Annotated in this window: 21 protein-coding genes; all 21 read left to right on the top strand. The window is 53.5% G+C overall.

Annotated features, from left to right (window positions below; genetic code table 11):
- Positions 1-140: 140 nt before the first annotated feature.
- The 21 genes from PSAB_RS20510 (at position 141) to PSAB_RS24740 (ending at position 20,228) form a co-directional block, all read left to right on the top strand.
- A complete protein-coding gene (locus PSAB_RS20510; protein ID WP_025336459.1) occupies positions 141-581 on the top strand; it encodes a phBC6A51 family helix-turn-helix protein in 441 nt (146 codons plus the stop codon).
- 18 nt (positions 582-599) lie between these two features.
- Positions 600-2,354 (top strand): phage terminase large subunit, encoded by a 1,755-nt coding sequence (gene terL / locus PSAB_RS20505; protein ID WP_025336458.1) that lies wholly within the window; start codon positions 600-602, stop codon positions 2,352-2,354.
- Between the two features lie 25 nt (positions 2,355-2,379).
- Positions 2,380-3,969 carry a phage portal protein gene (locus PSAB_RS20500; protein ID WP_025336457.1) on the top strand — a complete coding sequence of 530 codons (1,590 nt, stop codon included), beginning with the start codon at positions 2,380-2,382 and terminating at the stop codon, positions 3,967-3,969.
- Positions 3,969-4,850: a phage minor capsid protein gene (locus PSAB_RS20495; protein ID WP_025336456.1), complete on the top strand. Its 882-nt coding sequence runs from the start codon at positions 3,969-3,971 to the stop codon at positions 4,848-4,850. The genes PSAB_RS20500 and PSAB_RS20495 overlap by 1 nt, the downstream gene beginning before the upstream one ends.
- Positions 4,807-5,964 carry a hypothetical protein gene (locus PSAB_RS20490; protein ID WP_025336455.1) on the top strand — a complete coding sequence of 386 codons (1,158 nt, stop codon included), beginning with the start codon at positions 4,807-4,809 and terminating at the stop codon, positions 5,962-5,964. The genes PSAB_RS20495 and PSAB_RS20490 overlap by 44 nt, the downstream gene beginning before the upstream one ends.
- Before the next feature lie 93 nt (positions 5,965-6,057).
- The gene (locus PSAB_RS20485) at positions 6,058-6,759 is read left to right on the top strand and encodes a phage scaffolding protein (RefSeq protein WP_193373907.1); all 702 of its coding nucleotides are present in this window, start codon (positions 6,058-6,060) and stop codon (positions 6,757-6,759) included.
- 96 nt (positions 6,760-6,855) lie between these two features.
- Positions 6,856-7,944: an SU10 major capsid protein gene (locus PSAB_RS20480; RefSeq protein WP_025336453.1), complete on the top strand. Its 1,089-nt coding sequence runs from the start codon at positions 6,856-6,858 to the stop codon at positions 7,942-7,944.
- Between the two features lie 17 nt (positions 7,945-7,961).
- A complete protein-coding gene (locus PSAB_RS20475; RefSeq protein WP_025336452.1) occupies positions 7,962-8,180 on the top strand; it encodes a hypothetical protein in 219 nt (72 codons plus the stop codon).
- A 15-nt stretch (positions 8,181-8,195) separates the two neighbouring features.
- Positions 8,196-8,594 (top strand): hypothetical protein, encoded by a 399-nt coding sequence (locus PSAB_RS20470; RefSeq protein WP_025336451.1) that lies wholly within the window; start codon positions 8,196-8,198, stop codon positions 8,592-8,594.
- Positions 8,595-8,608: 14 nt separating this feature from the next.
- On the top strand, positions 8,609-8,929 hold the full coding sequence (locus tag PSAB_RS20465) for a hypothetical protein (protein ID WP_025336450.1): 321 nt from the start codon (positions 8,609-8,611) through the stop codon (positions 8,927-8,929).
- On the top strand, positions 8,929-9,360 hold the full coding sequence (locus PSAB_RS20460) for a hypothetical protein (RefSeq protein ID WP_025336449.1): 432 nt from the start codon (positions 8,929-8,931) through the stop codon (positions 9,358-9,360). Before PSAB_RS20465 ends, PSAB_RS20460 begins: the two co-directional genes overlap by 1 nt.
- The gene (locus tag PSAB_RS20455; RefSeq protein ID WP_025336448.1) at positions 9,329-9,709 is read left to right on the top strand and encodes a minor capsid protein; all 381 of its coding nucleotides are present in this window, start codon (positions 9,329-9,331) and stop codon (positions 9,707-9,709) included. The genes PSAB_RS20460 and PSAB_RS20455 overlap by 32 nt, the downstream gene beginning before the upstream one ends.
- A gap of 65 nt (positions 9,710-9,774) precedes the next feature.
- On the top strand, positions 9,775-10,305 hold the full coding sequence (locus PSAB_RS20450) for a hypothetical protein (protein ID WP_025336447.1): 531 nt from the start codon (positions 9,775-9,777) through the stop codon (positions 10,303-10,305).
- A gap of 56 nt (positions 10,306-10,361) precedes the next feature.
- Entirely contained in the window at positions 10,362-10,805 is a 444-nt protein-coding gene (locus tag PSAB_RS20445) for a hypothetical protein (protein ID WP_025336446.1), read from the top strand.
- A 77-nt stretch (positions 10,806-10,882) separates the two neighbouring features.
- Positions 10,883-11,107 (top strand): hypothetical protein, encoded by a 225-nt coding sequence (locus tag PSAB_RS20440; RefSeq protein WP_025336445.1) that lies wholly within the window; start codon positions 10,883-10,885, stop codon positions 11,105-11,107.
- Positions 11,108-11,143: 36 nt separating this feature from the next.
- Positions 11,144-15,436: a phage tail tape measure protein gene (locus PSAB_RS24750; RefSeq protein WP_025336444.1), complete on the top strand. Its 4,293-nt coding sequence runs from the start codon at positions 11,144-11,146 to the stop codon at positions 15,434-15,436.
- 471 nt (positions 15,437-15,907) lie between these two features.
- On the top strand, positions 15,908-16,660 hold the full coding sequence (locus tag PSAB_RS24745) for a PDDEXK family nuclease (RefSeq protein ID WP_144240557.1): 753 nt from the start codon (positions 15,908-15,910) through the stop codon (positions 16,658-16,660).
- Positions 16,657-17,202 (top strand): phage tail domain-containing protein, encoded by a 546-nt coding sequence (locus tag PSAB_RS20425; RefSeq protein ID WP_025336442.1) that lies wholly within the window; start codon positions 16,657-16,659, stop codon positions 17,200-17,202. The genes PSAB_RS24745 and PSAB_RS20425 overlap by 4 nt, the downstream gene beginning before the upstream one ends.
- Positions 17,203-17,281: 79 nt before the next feature.
- The gene (locus PSAB_RS20420; protein WP_025336441.1) at positions 17,282-17,680 is read left to right on the top strand and encodes a phage tail fiber protein; all 399 of its coding nucleotides are present in this window, start codon (positions 17,282-17,284) and stop codon (positions 17,678-17,680) included.
- Between the two features lie 21 nt (positions 17,681-17,701).
- Positions 17,702-19,594: a polysaccharide deacetylase family protein gene (locus PSAB_RS20415; protein WP_025336440.1), complete on the top strand. Its 1,893-nt coding sequence runs from the start codon at positions 17,702-17,704 to the stop codon at positions 19,592-19,594.
- 112 nt (positions 19,595-19,706) lie between these two features.
- Complete coding sequence (locus tag PSAB_RS24740) at positions 19,707-20,228, top strand: phage distal tail protein (RefSeq protein WP_025336439.1); 522 nt, start codon at positions 19,707-19,709, stop codon at positions 20,226-20,228.
- Positions 20,229-20,238: the final 10 nt, after the last annotated feature.

Here is a 20,238-nt window from a genome sequence, read left to right as displayed (position 1 = left end):
GAGCCCCACCGCTCACGCTCCGCATTTCTGCCGTAAATCCACGTCAAATTAGCGCGTTTCGTACGTTCTGGGACTATTCGTACTCCCACGTACGCAAGGCGCTAATTTCACGTTAAAAATCAACGAAGGAGGAACGCAGTATGTCCGATAAGAAAAAGGCCGCTCTCGAATCGCGCTTAGATGGCCGCCAAATCAAGGCCGCGCTACTGTGTGTAGAGCGCGAATTTTCCGCCGAAGAAGACCGCTTAACATTCGATGAGATCGCGGCTGAAATCGGCGTATCCCGCAAGACGCTGCACCAATGGCGGACGCAGAAACGTGCCTTTATCGATTACGTCAACTATCTAGCGGATGACTTTTTAGCGGCGGATCGCGCGAAAGTATACCGCCAACTCATGCGCGCTATTGACGGACAGCAACCGTCGATCAAGGCGATTGACCTTTTCTTCCGCAGATTCGGCCTTATTACGCAGCAGGTCGCAGTCGAAACGAAAGAGGCCGGTAGCGCTCGGTCAAACGAGGAACTGGCGGCTGAACTTGACGAGCTTGACGAATTGCTCGGAGAGACACCGGAAAATTAACGAAGGAGGTGCGTTCGCATCGCATGGGTAAACGATGAGTGGCTCGATAAACTGGCGCGTGCCGAACGCATCAAACTCGTATCGGAACGCGCTAAGAAACTGCGCGAACTCGTACGGACCGGTCGCGCAACAACGTATCACGAAGAGTCATTGCGGGCGGATATCGCGGAATTAAAGCGGTTGAAACGGATTGACCGCGCAGAGGATGACGTCGCTTACTTTACGTACGAGTACCTATCGGACTCCGGAAACCCGGATAACGAGGACAACATCGTACGCAACGGGGAGGACGGAACGCCCCACGATTCGCTCGATGAAATAGCACCGATACACGCGGAGTTCTTTGCGCTATGTAATCACGTCGATCACGTTGAGCGTAATGCGCGTTTAGCAATCGCGGCGGCGCGGGGTCATTCTAAGTCCGGCATGTTCTCGAACTCGTTTCCGCTGCATCAGGCCGCTTACCGAAAGCGGCGATACATACTTGTCATATCGGAAACGGACACGCTATCGAAAAAGCTGATTGGCTGGATAAACAAGCAGCTTAAATTTAACGAAAAACTGCGCGCTGACTTTGGGCCGCTCCTCCACGAGCGCAATAATCAAAACGAGAAGGACAACGAAGAGGCGTTCATTACGTTATCCGGTACGCTCGTTGAGGCGTCATCTTCTGGCAAACAACTACGCGGTAAGCGTCACGGCTCCTACCGTCCAGACCTCGTTATCGTCGACGATCCATCCTCGCAAAATAACGAAAGCACGAAGGAAGCGCGCGAGAAGTTGATTCACTGGTTCAACTCCGTAGTGGTTCCGATCGGAACGAAAGCGACCGCAATTATACTCGTCGGAACGATGGTTAGCGCGACCGGCCTGCTTAATCACGTTCTCAAGCGCCGCGACTTTGAATCGTCATTTCACGGTGCGGTCGTATCGGAGCCGGAAAATCCGCAACTTTGGGAGCAGTATTGCGAAATATACGCACGCTGCGAAGACATGGCGGAGGCCGACACATTCTACGCGGAGAACAGGGAAGCGCTCGAAGCTGGCGTCGAACTGGCGTGGCCTTGGCGCTGGACCTATCGTGCGCTCATGCACGAAAAGGTTAACATGGGTACGCGCGCTTATAATAGCGAATTTCGAAACCTGGCGTTCAGCGAAGACGAGCAATTCTTCTTCCCGGACACGTACGGCTACTATCGGTTTGAATACGAAGGTGGACACCGATATATCCGGTACGAAGACCTACGCATACCGGTCGAAGACTTAACGGTATCAGGTGCGTGGGATATTGCGCAAGGGAAGAACGCGCGGTCCTGTTACAACGCGGTGATTACGGTCGGCCGTCACGAAAAGACCGGACATATTTTTGTCTTGGACGAATACGCGTCGAAAGAGCAGCCGCATAAATATATCGACTTAATCATCGAGAAGATGCGCGAGTTTAAGCACGCGGTATTCTCGGTAGAAACGATAAACGCGCAGCACGAATTTTACCGGCAACTACAGGAGCGCATGAGGACCGAAGGCATTTACAGAACGAGGCTCAACGATATCAAATCCTATAAATCCTCGAAGGAGGAGCGGATTGAATCGTTAGAGCCTCTTTTTCATAACAAAACGCTAATCCTCAACGCCGGACATACGATGCTTATCGATCAACTCGCGCAATATCCGCACGGTGATTATGTGGATTCCTGTGATGCTCTGCAGCTTTCTGTCGAGAACGTAGCCAAGGCGAGACGGAGAGTCCGCAATAAGCCCGCATGGGCCTAACACATAGCGAAGGAGGAACGCAGATTTGGCGAAGTTATTCGAAACGGGCGGTATCTACCCTCCGCCTTCACATATTCCGCGCCTGGCCCGCTATAAGCGCGGACGAACGATATTTGACGGCCGGCATCCGGAAATATACGAACGGGCGTCGTCGCTGCTCAAGGATACGCCGCACGCTGCGCAGCTCAAAACGTTATTCATCGCGGTGAATTTGATGGACATTTTGCTGACGAAGCCGGCGGACTTGCTAACCGGTGAGCCCCCGACGTACGAGAGCGGCAAAGGACCGGGCTCACGTGAACAGGAACGCCTCGACTCGATCGTTGAGGAGAACGACCTGACGCAAATGACGCACGAACTCGTCATCGGCGGCGGCTATCGCGGCGACTCGTTTATAAAAGCGTATTACGCAGCGCGGGCGGACACCAGCGAGACGGAAGCCATTGCGGAGGAACTCGGCCTGACCGCGCCTGAATCGCGTCCTGAACCGATTATCGAAGCGGTCCCGGCGAACATCGTGTTTCCGGAGTTGTCCGTAGGCTCCCGTAAGAAATTCCGCGCGATTAACGTTGCCTGGATCGATTGGGTCGAAGAGCCCGGCGGAAAAGTTGTGCGGTGGATTTACGGTAAGGCCGAATCGTATGTACCTTATCTCGTAGTCGAGCGGTACATTCCGGGCTATATCATTTACGAGCGCTATAAGCTTTCGGAGGGTCACGTCGATACCGAATGGGGCGTGCCGATTTCAACGTATACGATCGGCGAGCAGGTCGCAACCGGCCGCGAGGTCGACGTAGTTGAGACAGGAACGCCCGAGTTGCTTATCCGGCATATTCCGTACAAGTCCGTTGATGACCGTTGGGAAGGAATTAACGGAGTAGAGAAGCTGGAAAGCGTATTGAGCGCGATTAACGAGCGCTTGGCTCAGATCGACTACATCCTCTGGAAGCACAGCGACCCTACATCGTACGGACCGGACGTTGACGACGGCGGGGATACTACGCGCTTCGGCGGACGCTACCTGCCGCTCGAAAAGGACGACGTGACTCCCGGGTACATGACGTGGGACGGGCAACTAGACGCCGCTTTCCGCGAACTCGATATACTCCTCGGCCTCGTCTACCAAATGTCGGAAACCCCGCAATGGCTATTCGGCACGACGCTCGCCAACGATAAGGGCGGAACCGGCACGTCACACACGGACAGCGGCGCTATTAAAGCCCGCTTCATGCCGATCCTGGCGAAAGTCAACCGTATCCGGGCGCACGTTGACCGCGCTCTCCGTGACGCCATCTGGACCGCGATGCAGCTCGAAAACTTCGCGAATAAAGGCGTTGACGGATTCGAGCCGTACGAGCCTATTTATCCGCGTATCAACTGGCGCGATGGCATCCCGATCGATGAAAAAGAAGCGGCCGAAGTTGCGAACATCCGTACGGGCGGCAAGCCGACGCAATCCGTACTCGATGCAATCAAAACGCTTGACGGCGTTGATGAAGCGATGGCGTCCGAAATGATAACGCGTATTGACGCGGACGAAGAGCGGACAATGGGAACGGTCGACGCTTCGGTATTTAACGATGTGGGCGGAGGAACAACCGGAGGGGCTGCGTAGTGGCCGCGCCTATTCCCGATCCGGACTACGATTACGACGTTAACCTGCTCGTTAAAGCGTTTAAGGACGCACTCTTAGCGATAGCCGGCGAGTTATCGCGCTTAGATTTAACGGGAATCTCCCGCGCTAATGCGAAGGCCGCACTCGCCGAGGTTGCGGCTATTTTGCGTGGGCTTAACACTGAGTCGGCGGCATGGGTCGAGAAACACGTACCAAAAGCGGCAACCGACGGAGTTATCCGCGCTATCGTAGACCTCGGCGCAGTGGAAACGGTAGAGGAAGCGGAGAAGATTGCGAAGTTTAATCGGATCAATCGCGAGTTTGTAGCGGCAGCCGTTGCGGATACACAAGCGGACATCTTGGCCGTTACCCAAAACGTAGACCGCCGCGTTAAGCAGGCCGTACGCCAGGCAACCGCTGAATCCTTGCGCGCTAATCTGACGAAAGGCGTTAACGGCCAACGCACCCTAAACGCCGACATGCTGCAGCGGATGAGGAAAACGTTAGGTAGCGCGATTGATACCGGGATTGTGGATAGCGCCTCGCGTCGGTGGTCGCCTGAAAATTATGTTCAGATGCTGACACGGACAAAAATGTCGCAGACACACCGCGAAGCTACAACGAACGAGGCCGTTTCTCGCGGCGCTTATTATGCAGTGGTATCAAGGCATGGCGCTAAGGATGCATGCTCTAAGTATGAAGGAACAATCGTCAAACTAACTCCTGACGCACCGGGTTCCTATCCGTACGTCGGAGACATACCACGACGCGAGCTTTTTCACCCGTGCTGCCGGCACACTTTAAGCCCAATAAGAGATCCGAAGGAGGTTCGTAGGCTTGAAGAAGAGATGGGACGCTCAAATGGTATTACGAGAATTTAGTCTTTTCGTACTATCCGGGGAATCAATCACGCCCAAAAATATGAAAGCCAAACGTAACGACCTTCTAGTCCAAATACGCAGAAAGTTTGGTAGTTACCAGTCCTTCGTTGAGCGCCTCGGGTATGACTACGAGGAGGTTATCGGTTTCACTGTTTGGTCTAAGGACCGCATAGCAATGGAGATACAGGCTCGGCAGGAAGAAGGTAAAAGCGTTAAGCGGGCGGACATGGAAAAAGAATGCCCCGCACTTCTGAGCGCTGCAATCAAGTATTTCGGCTCCTTCAAGGCCGCCACGGAAGCGTGCGGCCTTCCTTATGAGGAGAACCTCGGGTTTACCTGGTGGGATCGAGGCAAGGTTATTCGAGAGTTCTTACAAATGTACGGAGACGAATCCGTTACCACGGTAAGCCAACTCAGGGACAAGAATCGCGGGCTGGACCATGCCATTAGAAAGATTTTTGGAACGTATGACGCGATCTGCGAGGAGTTAGGTCTCGACGTAACAAAAATCAGGCCGGAGGTATACGAGTGGTCAGCGGAGGACTTGCTTCGTGTTCTTAAAGACTGCCGGAGTAAGGGAATGCCTTTGAACGTCATGAGCGTTCATTCCGTTTTTCCAAGCGCTGTAAAGGTAGCGACAAGACACTTCGGCAGTTATGCAGCAGCTCTATCCGAAATAGGGGAGGAATACCCACTTCACGCGGAGGATCACTTGCGAACTTCCGCAATGGGCCACGAATTTGAAAGTCTGCTGGCGGAGGCATTCACATTAATTAGACCTGACTTCCAGTATCACTACCGTGGATTTGCCGGAATCGTTCCTGACTTTTACGGTGCTGCAACGAGACAGATAGTAGACGCAAAATTGTCGTCTTGGTCGATATTTAACTGCGACACGGTGAAAAAATACACGCCGTACTGTACAGACTTGACGGTTGTGTATCTTCGTGGCCCGGATATTAAGCATGGAATTGACAACCTGACGTTAGTCCCCGTGAGTGATTATTACGAGGAACTGAACGCAGCAGGTCACGCTGGCATGGTAGCTAAGTTTGAACGCATCCGTCGCACGATCCCGGAATGCGCAGCCACTCCGGAACTTATCGCAGCTTAATAGGAGCGCTAGGCTCCCGTCCAGACGTGAACGACACTAAACTTTACGGATACTATGCGCTACGCGGCGCTTAAACGCGGAAGGAGAAACGCTATGAAAAACGATAACGAACGCTATAGATATCCGCTTAATCTGCAACTGTTTGCGGAGGGCGATCCCGACCCGGACCATAATCCGCCAGCCGATCCGCAAGACCCGCCAAAGACGTTTACGCAGGACGAACTCGACCGTATTGTAGCGGACCGAATCGCGCGTGAACGTAAGAAAACGGAGAAATTCGCAGATTACGACGATATCAAAGCGAAGTTGTCCGAATTTGAAAAGTCCGAAGCCGAGCGCCAGAAAGCGGAAATGTCCGCTACCGAACGCTTGGAAGCGGAAAAAGCAGAAGCGCTGAAAAAGGCGCAGGAAGCGGAAGAACGCGGTAACGCCGCACTTACCGCAGCGAATCAGCGCCTGGTTAACGCGGAGTTTAAGGCGCTGGCCCGCGACGCTAACGTGCCTGCTGACCGCTTGGCCGCTGCGCTGAAACTGGCGGACTTGAGCGAAGTAACGGTCGATGACGAAGGGAATCCGCAAGGAGTAGAGGACGCGGTAAAGGCGTTGATTGAGGCTAATCCGTACCTGGTGGCGGAGACGAAACCGAAGGAGATCGGCAAGCCTAGCGGCGGCGCTGATCCGCAAGACAAAACGAAGGAGCAATTGCTCAAGGAAGCCGCAGAAAAGGCGCGGAAGACCGGACGGATTGAAGACCGAATGGCGTACTCGGCGCTCAAGGACGAACTGAACAAGTAAGCAATTAAATAACGGAAATAAAGTCGCGGGCATTTGGCGGCTTATTTTATTGCGCGGAAATTCCGCAGCACTTATTAACAGGGGGAAATACAAACAATGGCTAAAATTTATGACGCATCTATGGTCGGAAAAAAGGAATCAGTGGTAGATGAACTTCTGCTACTCAATCCGCATCAAACTCCGTTGCTGAACATGCTTGGTTTTGCTGATCCAGTTACAGCGGTAGAGCATATTTGGTTCGAAGATGAAATGTTTCCGGACGAAACGGTAACTACCGCATCCGCGCTGATTGACGCTACTTCCGTCGTGGTAGCGGACGTAACTCCTTTCCGTGTCGGTTCCGTAATCAAGATCGGCGACGAGCTGCTGTACGTTTCCGCAATCGACCCCGGTACTAAAACGCTGACTGTTACGCGGGCATACGCTTCGACTACGGCCGCTGCGGTATCGTCTGGCGCTAAAGTCGAGTTCCTGTTCGACGAAGGCGTAGAAGGCGCGGACGCTCGCGCAGCCCGTTACAAAGCGCGCGTACGTAAGTCCAACCTTACGCAAATCTTCACGGATTCGGTTGAGCTTTCCGGAACCGCAAAAGCCGTCGCTCAGTACGGAATTAGCAATCTGTACGAGTACGAGAAACAGAAGAAACTGCTTGAGCTTGCGCTGCAGGTGGAAAAGGCCGCGATTAACGGCGTTTCTTACGAATCCGGCCAAGTTCGTCAAATGAAAGGTATACGCCAATTCATCACAACCAACGTTACCAACGTAGGCGGAGCGCTTACACTTTCTGCGATCAATACCTTGGCACAGACAGTATACGACGCCGGCGGTTTTGCGAACGGTGGGAACTACAAAATTATGGTTCCAGCTAAGCAAAAGGTCGCTCTTTCCGCTGCGGATGCGAACAAAGTAACCTTGACTCGCGGTGAAAACACTCGCGGACAAGTCGTAGACTTCGTCGTAACTGATTTTGGACAGTTTGAGGTTGCCCTTAACCAAAATCTCTCCCCTGACGAGCTTTTCCTTGTAGACGCTAACCGCATTGCCATTCGCCCGCTGGTAACGCGTGACTTCACGCATACCTATCTTGGCGTGAAGGGGGATTATGAGACGGGCCAAATCGTCGGCGAGTACACACTGCAACTTGAACAAGAGAAAGCGCACGGCCGTCTGAAAGGTCTGTCGTAATAAAACGGAGGTATACGATGGCAACTTACGAATCACCGCGCTATAAAGAACTCGGATTTTACGTAGACGGAGGCTTCCGCAGATTTAGCGGGGGCCTTTTTCATACGGATAATCCCGCTGAAATAGCCGTGCTCGACGCGCTTGTTGACGTCGTACGGCAACCGGAGGAGCCGCAAGCAGTTGCGGAGGTAAAAGAAAAGCCCGCGTCTAAACCGCGTAAAACCTCCGCTAAATAAACGGAGGTGTAGCGCATGGCAATTACGGTAGAGGACGCAAACACGTATATCAACACAAATTGTATTGATGTTGACGACTGGACTAGCGCAGACGAGGCGAAAAAACTACGAATAGTAAACGTCGCATCTCGCGATCTCGCTCGGTACTACTCGCAATATACGATACCGGACGCGGCTGTATACGAATTTGCGAACGTGCTGGCAGCGGTTTATAGCGATACGACGGGCATAGCGCAAAAAGGCGTTATCTCAACGTCGGTCGGCGGAAGGGTGTCCGTCAGCTTTAAGGACAGCGCGGTTACGGGTCCGGGCGGAAGTACACGGCGATTTGTACCGCAGGCTGCGCTCGACCTCATAGGCGCAGAGAACGGCGTCACGCTTTCGAAGCGCGGCGTTAAATGGACAGTCTTATGACGGGAGTGATGTAAATGGCGTTCATACCGATGCGTCAGACCGCCGTTATCTCGCCGTTCACCGGTAACGACCCGGACTATAACGAGCCGCAATACGGGGCCGACTACACGCTGAAATGCCGCTTTGACGAGGGCGTAAAACTCGTCCGCAACCGCAACGGAGAGGAAGTCGTCAGCGTTGGCGCATTCCTTTTCGATAAGCTCGCGGCCATTTCGATTAACGACCGCCTCACGTTTACCAACGAATTAGGCGCGGCCACGACCTACGATCCATTAGCAATCGCTGTGATACGGGATTTGAGCGGTCGGCCGATCTTAACGGAGGTGAGCGTGTAATGGCGAACAGTATCGAATTTGACATTAGCGCGTTTGAGAAAAAGCTTACGGCATCTAAAGCGGAATTACTGGCGGGCGCTATTTCCGGAATGCACGACGCTACCGACCATTTACTAGCGGTCAGCCGCGATGAGGCTCCGCTAAAGTCGAGTACATTGCGGACAACGGCCGGGAAGGAAGTAACGGTCGATGGCGATACGGTAACGGGCGAAGTTTATTACAGCGCCACGGAGACGGACACGAACGGCGAGCGGTATAACTACGCGCTCCGTGTCCACGAAATGGGCGAGTATAAGAGTCCAACAACGCCCGGTACTCGTCCGAAATTCTTATCGCGCCCACTCAAGGTTAACGCGAAACTTTACCGGCGGATGCTTATAGCCGGCATGAAGCGGGGAGGTGGCGGCCACGATCACCATAGCGGACACTAACGCGCTGCTTCGCGTACTGGTTCCCGGATTCACCTTCGTCGGACTTGAGTTCGCGACAGGCAATCCGGATGACTGCGCATATACGCGGATAAACGGAGGCGACGCGCCGAGCGAATGGACGCCGAAATCCTACCCGTCGATTCAGATCGTATTGCGTGCGAAATTGGCTGCGACGGCTGAAACGAAGGCTAACGCGATTTATGCGGCGCTGCACGGTAAGACCGAGTTTACTATCGGAACGCAGCGCGTAGTTAAATGCGTGGCCGAACAGAGTGCGCCGTGGTATCTCGGCAAAGACGATAGCGCGCGGTCAATGTATTCGCTCAATTTTACGTTAACGACAATTTAATAACGATTCACTCAAGGTTGTCCGATTACGGGCGGCCTTTTTACATTCCAAAGGGGGAAATAAAATTGGCTCAAAATATCGAGAAGATCGAGCTTGGACCGGCAATCGTCGAGTTCGGAACAGGCGTAGACATGGTAACGTTCGAAACTACGATCGGCGGCGTAGTCCTGACGACCGAAACGGCGTACCGCGAGCAGCGTACGGACCAAACCGGAGAGACTGTCGTAGGCAAGCGTGTCACAGGACGGAACGTCAGCGTAACGATTCCGTTCGGAGAATACGATCTCCCCACGATTCCGAAGATCATGGTCGGCGCGGAAGCCGTAACGGACGGAACCGATACGAAGATTATCGTTAAGACTGGCGTCGGGCTGAACCTGCTGGACTCCGCTAAGAAAGCGATCATCAAGCCGATTGCGCACAAGACGGACGCTAACTATTGGGTAACGTTGCCGCTCGCGTATCCGGAAACGGACCTGTCGTATTCGTACAACAACGAGAACGAACGCATCACCAACGTTACGCTCCGGTCGACTCCGGACGCTGACGATATCGTAGCTATCCTCGGTGACGAGACGGTTACAGCAACACCGTAATTTAACGGGCGGGCTTCGGTCCGCCTTCTTTATTTACACGATAAGGAGCGATAAGAATGCAGCTATTTAAGCGCACGGAAAAAGCGGTAATTCCGACACCTGCGTTACCCGGTACGGTAATCTTCGGCGAAGGCAGCGCGCAGCCCAAAACGGTACAGGTGCGCAAGATTGTGATCGCACAGTGGCGGGAGCTTTTTGGCGCAATCCAAACGTTGCCGCAACTGTTGATTAGCGTAATCTCCGCACCGGCAGATCAGCGGGTAGCCTTCGCACTCGTCGCGCTTGAGCAGTCGCTTAGCGATTTCGTACGCATCGTATCCGTACTGACGGGGATTGACGCGGAATGGATCGACGAGAACGCGTCCGTTGACGAAATACTGGCGTATCTTACGGCGGTGGCGAGCGTGAACAACTTTGGCGAAATGCTAAAAAACGTGCAAGGCGTCCTGAGCCTGGGAATACCGAAAGCAGCGGAAGCGGCGGAACAGGGCGCGGCGTAACAGCGGAACAGTTTTTTATCGATGCGGCAATTAAACTCGGAAAAACGCAGATCGAATTTGAGCGCGGCTATTACGTCATGGACATCCTCGACGTGATTGACGCAGCCGACCGCTTTAACGCGCAGCGGCAGCTAGCGGACTTGAATAACGCGGTGATGGCGCAAACAACGAACGTTGAGGACTTCCGGAAGTATACGGGGGCTCTGCAACAGCGGGCCGGATACGGTGAGGTGCCGGATAAGCCTGCGTTCGATAAGACGGGATTTGAACGCATGAAAATGAAAATGAAACTCGGAATATAGCGCCTTTAACGGGCGCTTTTATTTTTGCCCGGAGAGGTGATTACGATAGATACCGCAGCAACAGAAGTCGCCGGCATTAGGGCGGTCATAACCGCTGATATCTCGCAATACACAGCCGGCGTAGAGCAGGCGAAGAAGAAGGCGTCAGAACTCGGCCACTCTGCGCACCAGGCGGAAGCGTCGTTCATGGGCCTTAATATGGCGCTCAAGGATGTCGGTGCATCTTCCGCTCAGATTACGAAAATTAACGATGCTCTCCGCCGGTCGAATCCGGAATTACTCCGCAAACAGATCGCAGCCGTTACGGACGAGATGCGTAAGCTTGGCGCAAGCGCAGCGGAAATCGATAAGGTCGCGAAGGAGATCGAACGGAACGCACTATCCACACACCGGACAGCGAACGAAGTCAAAGCGTTAGGCGCGGCCTATATCGGACTTGCCGTTGCGATGGCGGCGATTATTACGAAGTCCGTTCAGACAGCGGCGTCGTTCGAGCAGGCAATGGCGAAGGTCAAGGCGATTACGCAGGCGACCGGAGCAGAGTTCGAGCGGCTACGTGAGCAGGCGATACAACTCGGAGCGTCAACGGTATTTAGCGCTTCGCAAGCGGCAGATGCGCAGGCCCTCTTAGCACAGGCGGGATTTAAAACGAATGACGTTATGACGGCGCTGCCTGGCGTACTGTCGTTAGCTGCCGCTGGTCAAATGGACCTTGCGACAACGGCTGGCATTGCGTCAAGCGTCCTGAACGGGTTCCGCTTAGAAACGGAAGAGACAGGGCGCGTCGTTGACGTACTGGCGAAGGCGTCAATCGACTCTAACGCAGACATTTCGGACCTGGGCCTAAGCATGAAGTACGTCGCACCGGTTGCTGCAAATATGGGCCTGTCCATCGAAGAAGCGTCGGCAGCAGTCGAGGCGCTATCCAACGCCGGTATTCGCGGTGAGCAAGCGGGCACGTCATTACGCGCTATCCTTCTGCAACTCGCGTCGCCGTCCGAAGAGGCTGCGTTTTACATGGATAAACTCGGCGTTTCAATCCAAGACAGCGCCGGAAACGTCCTCCCATTCGCACAGATCATCGGTCAGATGCAAGGGGCCTTTTCCCGTCTGACTCAAGCGCAGCAAGCGGACGTCGCCGCAACGCTCGTCGGCCAAGAGGCGGCAAGCGGATTCCTAACGTTGATTTCTAACGGCCAGTCAACGCTCGAGTCGTACACGGCATCGCTTCAAAACGCAGGCGGTACGGCCGAACAAGTCGCCGGAACGCAAATGGACACGCTCAAAGGCGCGGCTAACGAGATGCAGTCCGCGCTCGAATCCGCCGGTATCACGGTGGGCGATAAGTTTGCGCCAGCCGTCCGGTTGGTCGTCGAGCAGATTACGGGCCTAATCAACGGATTTACGAATCTGAATACGCCGATGCAGGGCGCAATCATCGCGTTTACTACAGCGGGACCGATTATAGGCGGGTTGATAGCGGCTGGGGTTTCGCTCGTTGCCGTATTGAAAGAGGTTGCAGCTTCCGCAACTATTGCGGGAGTCGGTATGCGGGCTTTTACCGCAAGCATCCCGATTATCGGCGCAATCTCAATCGCCATTTCCGCGTTAGCAGCGGGCGCAGCAGCACTCGCGGGCAAATACGCAGAGACGAAAAAGGCTGCGGAAGACTTTGCGGCAGCACAAACGTCTCTGAACGATGCGCTCAGTAAGTCGCCGTTAACGCGAACAACTGGCGATCTCGAAGACTTGCGCGGCAGAATCGAAGAAACTACGCAGGCACTACGCGACCGTGAAGCGATCGAGCGGAGGATTGCGAACCTGAAAGGCGGAAATACCGGAAAGGACTGGCGGGCCGGAGCTGCGGAACTCTCGAAGCTGAACGATGAGCTCGACGCTGCGGACAAGAGATTGCGCGATTTGGGGTACGCGAGCGGCGAGGACGCAGCGGGCGGGATTGCGAAGATGAACAAGGCGATTAACGACTCGGTTCCGGCGTTATTGCAGGAGGAGCGCGCCAATTTGCAGGCAGCAGCCGCGAGTAACGAACGGTTAACCTCGATTGAATCGAACATCGCTACGTATAAGAAGCTCTCTAATGCGCAGAAACTCGACGCCGGCCAAAAAGAACAATTACAAGCCGCTACCGCTGCGTTAATCAAGCAGTACCCCGGACTACACACGGTAATGGACGAAGAGGGCAACATCCGTATTACGAATATCAATCTAGCGGAGACACAGGCGAATGCCGAACGCAGCTTACTCGATGGTACGCTTAAAGTCGAAAAGGCACGCATAGAGCAGATGGAACGTACGACGAAAGCGCAGAAAGCCGCTATCGAGGCGCAAATCGCGAACTATCAAGCGCTGCTAAAAACGATGAACGCCGTTATTAGCGCATCCGGAAGTTCAGCGCTAACCCATCCGGACTCGCTCGCGTCTGAGAAAGTATACGCTCGCGGGCAGCAACGACTCAACGCGCTATATCCGGAACAGAACCAAGTACAATCGGCGCTTAACGAATTGGAAGCGCAGAGGTCCGCACTAACGAGCGGAAACTTGGACGCATTTTCCGGCAGAACGACCGGGGCTGGCGTTGACCTATCGAAGCCGAAAAAGCAGAGAACAACGAAGCCCAAAACGGGTAAGACGCCGGAAGAGCTCGCAGCCGAAGCGCGTAAGGCCGCGTACGAAGCCGATCTTAAAACGGTACAGTTCCAATCGGAGTTTTACGATTTATCCGCTGATGCGCAGATAAAGAAATATGAAGAACTGCGGAAGAAACACGCACAATTCCTCAAAGAGTCCGTTGACGATGCGCGAACACTGACGCTTCAAATCAAGAAGCTGCAGGAAGACAGCGTCCAATCGCGCTATGACTTCTCGGCAACGTGGATCGATGCGGAGGAAAAGCGTATGGAGGACAGCGGTAAGACCGAGCTCCAAATCGCAGAAACAAAGCTCGCAAGTTGGACGCGTCTCCGTAACCGCTACGGTAAGGACTCCGAATATTACAAGAAAGCGGACGAACAAGTGCGCCAATCCCGTAAGGACGTAGCGGCCGCGCAGGAAAAGGAAGCGCAGGACCAGTACGATGCTTCTGCGAAGTTTATTGATGCAGAGGAACGCCGCATGACAGACGCCGGCAAGTCCGAATCGGAAGTCGCGCAAATGAAGATCGATGCGTGGACTCGGGTTCGAAACAAATACGCCGCGAACACGGAGTATTACGAACAGGCCGATAAGGAGCTGTACGAAGCGCGCAAAGACCTGGCGCAGCAGCGTATGGAAGTCGTTAACGCCCTCGTTGACGCGGAAAAGAAAGCGATCGATAAGGCGAAGCAAGCGGACATCGACGCAATTGAAAAGCGCAAGAAGGCGGCACTCGACGATTACGACGCGCGCATTAACGCTATCCAGAAGCTACGCGATGCTAACAAAACGATCAATTCGGACGCCGACTATGCGACGCAGCTTGCGGAGAAAAACGCACGCCTCTCCGAATTGCAGTCCGCAGTCGGTCAGCCGGGCATCGATGAACGCGACGCGCTGCTTAAAGAGATCGCGCAAATGCAGCTCGAACACGACCGCGACTTAGCGGACCGCACGCTCGAAACGCAGCAGCAAGCGCTCAAGGACGAAAAGGATGCGCAAGAGGCCGCGTTCGACAAGGAGAAATCCGATACCGAAGCGCAGTACGACGCGCTCATGGCCGCCTTTGACTCGTATAGCGGCGATATCAAAACGATTGAAGCGGGCATCTCGGCGTTCCGCGTGTCTTCCGCCGCCAGCGCTAATGCGGATATTCTTACGGGACTCGACGCTTTCGTAACGGAATACAGCGCGAAGATGGCGGTAATAACGGCCGCCCGAGCCGAGGCGCAGGAAGCGCTAGACATCACGGAGTATAACGCGAACAAGGATGCGTATAACGCGGCGAAAGCGGCCGGCAACACGGCGGAAATGGCGAGGTTATCGGCGCGGAATGCGGAGTTACGCGCGAAGTACAGCGTTACGAAGGACACCGGTAAGCTGCAGCACTTCGCGGACGGCGGCGTTGTTAAGGGTGCGTACGGCCAGGCGGTTCCAGTCATCGCGCACGCACAAGAACTTATATTAACGCCGCAACAACAGAGTGTGCTATTCAGCATGCTCTCCGTTCCTAAACTAGCAGCGCAGGCTCCCGCAGCACCGACATATATTACGAATAATATCGACATGGGGGCTAACGAGGTTGTTCTTACGGATAAGGTCGATGTTCAGACGTTTTACGACGAACGCGTCCGGGCTGCTTCGAGGCTGCAGTCGATGGGAATCAAAGATGTTTAATGAGCACGGGTAGGGACGCTAGAAGTAGCGTCTCTTTTCTTGTCCGAAATGCGCGTAACCTGGCGCGACTATGTATAGGAGGGAGGCGGATCGGTGGGAGGTTGGAATCGTGTCCAAACCGTGACACTGACTGTGGACGGGAAGGAGTTAATCGGAAAGACGTGCACTAAGTGCGCTGTAGTAAGACCTCTTAGTGACTTTGGTCCGCGAAAAGAAGGATCGGGAGGTAGGGCCTCTGTGTGCAGGGGGTGTCTGCGCAAGCCGGGGGCTCGAAAAAAGGCGACGTGGACAAGCGAGGCATACGCACGGCATGTTGAAACCAGCACTGGGGGAGAGTATGTACTTGTGGGTCCGTATATCGGCTATGGTACTAAAACCGCGCACAGACATACCGCCTGCGGAGAAGTATGGGACGCGACACCTAACAGCTTTCTAAGAGGGCACGGCTGCCCTCGGTGCCACACAAACGCGATGAGGTCGACGGCTCAGTTCGAGGAGGAAGTCGCAGCGCTTGAAGGCGACGCATACTCGGTACTGGGCGAATACGCAGGCGCACGTACGCCAATCTTGATGCGCCATAATGTTTGCGGCTATGATTACACAACTCCTCCGGGGCATTTTCGTGCAGGAAGACGTTGCCCCGCTTGCGCAGGAAATTTAAAAAAGACAACGGAACAGTTTAAACAAGAAGTCTTCGCGGCAGTTGTAGACGAGTACACGGTCTCCGGAGAGTATAAAAATGCCCATACAAAAATAACACTTCGGCACAGTACGTGCGGACGCAAATACCAAGCAAGTCCACACGAATTCCTCGGAGGGAATCGTTGTCCATACTGTGCTTCGTCGCGCGGGGAGCTTTCTATCCGGGCATACCTTGTAGATCGAGGATATACGTTCACCGAGCAGCACAAGGTTGCTGATTGCCGCGACAAACACCCACTACCGTTCGATTTCTCCGTGTGTCTCAAAGATTACGATATACTCATCGAGTACGATGGAGAGCAGCACTTCCGTCCGGTGGATTTCGCTGGAAGAGGTGCAGACTGGGCAGAGAGACAGCACCTGGCTACGAAACGCAGGGACGCAATTAAAACCGCTTACTGCATGGCGCACGGAATCCCGTTAATTCGTATTTCCTACGTAGATTTCGACCGGATCGACGTCATCTTAGACGAAGCCTTGGCGCGGTATTCCACCAACACGTCGGAGGTGGCGGCCGCATGAACTACGACGTTGCGGTTAATGGCGTTTGGCTATCAACGCAAGGGGCAGCGCTCTATGAACGGAAATTGCCCGTCCTGCCGGAAATGGACGACAATACCGTGAAGATCGCTGGCACAGACGGCGTTATCGATTTCGGCGGGTCGTACAGCGCTCGGCTATTGAATCTTACGTTCGAGATAACGGTAAGTGGTGCGGACTTTCACCGGACCGTGGCGTATCTGGCGCGAACGTTTAACGCCAAGCGCGGCGAGATTACGCTAGAGTTTTCGGACATGCCCGGAAAGTATTATCGCGCGATTTATGCCGGGACGTTGGCGCTAGGCGAGACGGGCAGCCGCTTGATTGACGTAAGCCTGCGAATGAACGACCCGTGGCCGACCGGCGACGAAGTTGTAACGGAGTTTATGATAACCGCGTCTCCTACTGCGGTCCAGATCGAATCAGAAGCGGACGTAAGGGCGCAACCGGTTATCACGGTTACAAATACCGGCTGGAACACGGTCAACGGATTTACGGTAACGAACGAATACGAATATCAATAAAACAACGTGCAGACAGGCGCTCGGTCATTACGGCCAAGCGTCTTTTTCATGCGCCAAAAAGGAGAACGAATATATGTCGATGCAAATTTCGAATTGGCTTTCCGCTCAACTACTTAACGCTGCTCTGCGCAATGTAACGTTTGATGGGCCGGACACCGTCTATATCGCGCTTTACACGTCAGACCCAACGCAGGCGGATACAGGAACGGAAGTAAGCGGAGGTTCTTACGCAAGGCAAACGATCGCGTTCGGCGTGCCTGCGGTTATCAGCGGCAAGCAAACGGTCAGTAATAGCGCGGAGATCGTATTCCCCGTTGCGACTGCGGACTGGGGCCTCGTAACGCACATCGGATTACGTACGGCGGTATCAGGCGGTAATCTGCTGTGGTCGAAGGCGCTGGATAATCCGCGTACGTTGCTGACTGGCGACCGTCCGCGCTTTGCTGTCGATGCTGTATCGGTCAAATTTACGCAGTAATTACGAGAGGGGGACGAATAGATGGCGCAATTACCTATGTACGCGGCGGCACCGAATAGCCCCGCGACTGAACTAGCGGCGGCAATTACGGACGTCGCGACGACAATCACCGTCCTGGATGCGTCGAAGCTACCAGACGCTCCGAACCTCGCGACGATTGGCGTAGATGAGACGGCGGAAACCGTGCTGTATACGGGAAAATCCGGAAATGACCTAACGGGATGTACGCGCGGATTTAGCGGGACGGTAGCGAAGGCGTGGGCGATGGGAGCGCAGGTGGCGCGGTATTTTACGTCGTACGATGCGGATGCTATGCGCGGGAATATCGAGGAGCATAGCGCGCAGTTGGCGGAAACGGCGACTCGTTTCAAGACCAAGCAAGCAGTATTTAGCAGCAGTAAAATTCAAAGACCGTTATGTACTATTATTGATGACGACGGCCATTTGTTTACATTAACAAACCTAAAGCCTCTGCTAGACACGTATGGATTTCCGGGGTGTGCTGCTATTGTCACTGACTATGCGGCAACAAGCAGTAATCACATGAACTTTAGCCAGATCATCGGTCTACAAGCCGCAGGCTGGGAAATTATGTCTCATAGCAAGACGCACCCGCATTTGCCGGACTTGTCAGAAGCACAGATCATTTCGGAAATCAGTCAGTCGAAGGCGGAACTGATTTCGAATGGTTTGGATGTCAAGGGGATTGTATACCCATATGGCAGCAATAACGGACTGGTAAGGACGTTATCTAAAGAATACTACGAATATGGATTCGCACAATATGGTATAAACTATCCGCCTCTACACTCCATGCGAATTACGCGCATTACGCTCGGAGAAGACGAAAACTTAACACTAGCAAATTTCAAAGGCTATGTCGACACAGCAATTGCCAATAATGGATGGTTCGTACTCTGCTTGCATTCTTATTCTGTTAGTGAAACACAATGGGATAACTTAATCGGGTTGATAGATTACCTTGACGAAAAACGCGCAGAGATAGACGTTGTTACCGCAAATGAAGCGATGTCGGCATTTGGAAACGTCGTCGAAGCTTGGAACGAAGAGACTGATGATTACTTTGCTGTCGGGGCTAACGGAGAGGCTTACAGCAATGCGATCTATAAAAACTTTCAAACAAAGTATAACACCGGGCTTACAGCGAGCAGCCCTATATCTTCGTTTGATCATGACAAAGTAACGGTGACCACCTTTCTGAATGCAGATAATAGCGGGTTCCCCAAACAATCAGCCGGGATACTGTACACCTATCGAGATGTGAGATACGATGATTTTTCGTACCAGAAGTGGTATCCCCTAGGACAAAACTCTGTATACGTTAGATTCTGGAATAACGTATCAAATGCGTGGCAGAACTGGAAAGAGTACGGGGCGGGTGTTTTCACAACAATAGATACGATTAACGCTAGAACGGCCAGTGATTTAGCCTCTGCATATCCCGCAGGAGCCATTACTCACACGGTTATTTCAGGAGTTGGACAAGGGTTCCCCACATCCTCCGGGAGACTCGTCACCGATAGGATTGATTCAGCAGACAACGGATTCCAATATCAGTACTGGTACCCAGCAGGGTCTACAGATATCCAATTTAGGGTTACTAATTTCAGTGGGGCGTGGACGAGCTGGGAAACGATCGCCACAAAACGCAGTGCTACGCAGAACATCGCTTCTACAATCATTCCTGCTCATAGCAGTGTAGATAAAGTTGTTACGGCAAACGGCACGACGATTAATAGCTTGATCCAAGCACATCCTGTTGGGGGGTTAGAGGCGGGACTTGTGTTCAGCGCCTATTACTACAGTGATGGTAACGTCGTTATAAGACTTGCGAATATAACAACGGCCAGCATTACAACAGCGGCGCGGGATTGGCAGATTGTTAATGGGTAGGACCCTACTGTGCAGCAACACGCACACCCACACGCAAGCCCTTCGCTCTCACGCGCGGGGCTTTTTCTGCTGCGCAGATTTACGTTATTCCACACGAAAGGAGCACGCACACATGTCGTTCATCGGCGCATTCAACCGCGCGCCCTTCAGCCGCCCTTACGTAATCCAAACGTTCTTCAACGTTACAATCGAATCTGCAACGGAACCGACCGCACGTCTCAACGCAGACTTTGCGGTTTTTATTTTGTACGAATCGGCCACGGAATTTAACGGGGCGCCCACACGTGATACCCCGGCGGCTGCAACGTTCGAATCTGCTACGGAACTGCTGACGTCAATGATCCGCGATCGACTCCACGCAGCCGGCTTCGAAACGGCTACGGAGTTTATTCCGAAAGTCCGCTATATGCACGTCGATTCCCTTACGTTTACGGGCGATTTGGACCCGGGAGACAAACTCGTTATTGATACGAAGAAGCAGACGATCAAGCTGAACGGAGTCAACGCGATCCACTTACTTGACGGAGACTTTTTCGAACTCGGACTCGGAATGAACGAAGTAACGTACACGGATAACGAATCAGCGCGCCAACTTCTAACGCGGATTACGCACCGTGACCGCTATCTCTATTAACCGTAAAGGA

Source organism: Paenibacillus sabinae T27 (genome assembly GCF_000612505.1).
Classification (GTDB): Bacteria; Bacillota; Bacilli; order Paenibacillales; family Paenibacillaceae; genus Paenibacillus_AQ; species Paenibacillus_AQ sabinae.
Note: the sequence above shows the minus strand (reverse complement) of the source record. Positions and strands in the feature narration are given on the sequence as shown.

Coding starts and splice junctions, on each gene's coding strand:
- PSAB_RS20425 (WP_025336442.1), top strand. CDS start 16,657: ATGAACTACGACGTTGCGGTTAATGGCGTTTGGCTATCAACGCAAGGG.
- PSAB_RS20445 (WP_025336446.1), top strand. CDS start 10,362: ATGCAGCTATTTAAGCGCACGGAAAAAGCGGTAATTCCGACACCTGCG.
- PSAB_RS20460 (WP_025336449.1), top strand. CDS start 8,929: ATGGCGAACAGTATCGAATTTGACATTAGCGCGTTTGAGAAAAAGCTT.
- PSAB_RS20480 (WP_025336453.1), top strand. CDS start 6,856: ATGGCTAAAATTTATGACGCATCTATGGTCGGAAAAAAGGAATCAGTG.
- PSAB_RS20470 (WP_025336451.1), top strand. CDS start 8,196: ATGGCAATTACGGTAGAGGACGCAAACACGTATATCAACACAAATTGT.
- PSAB_RS20420 (WP_025336441.1), top strand. CDS start 17,282: ATGCAAATTTCGAATTGGCTTTCCGCTCAACTACTTAACGCTGCTCTG.
- PSAB_RS20465 (WP_025336450.1), top strand. CDS start 8,609: ATGGCGTTCATACCGATGCGTCAGACCGCCGTTATCTCGCCGTTCACC.
- PSAB_RS24745 (WP_144240557.1), top strand. CDS start 15,908: ATGAGGTCGACGGCTCAGTTCGAGGAGGAAGTCGCAGCGCTTGAAGGC.
- PSAB_RS20415 (WP_025336440.1), top strand. CDS start 17,702: ATGGCGCAATTACCTATGTACGCGGCGGCACCGAATAGCCCCGCGACT.
- PSAB_RS20475 (WP_025336452.1), top strand. CDS start 7,962: ATGGCAACTTACGAATCACCGCGCTATAAAGAACTCGGATTTTACGTA.
- PSAB_RS20440 (WP_025336445.1), top strand. CDS start 10,883: ATGGACATCCTCGACGTGATTGACGCAGCCGACCGCTTTAACGCGCAG.
- PSAB_RS20485 (WP_193373907.1), top strand. CDS start 6,058: ATGAAAAACGATAACGAACGCTATAGATATCCGCTTAATCTGCAACTG.
- PSAB_RS20510 (WP_025336459.1), top strand. CDS start 141: ATGTCCGATAAGAAAAAGGCCGCTCTCGAATCGCGCTTAGATGGCCGC.
- PSAB_RS24740 (WP_025336439.1), top strand. CDS start 19,707: ATGTCGTTCATCGGCGCATTCAACCGCGCGCCCTTCAGCCGCCCTTAC.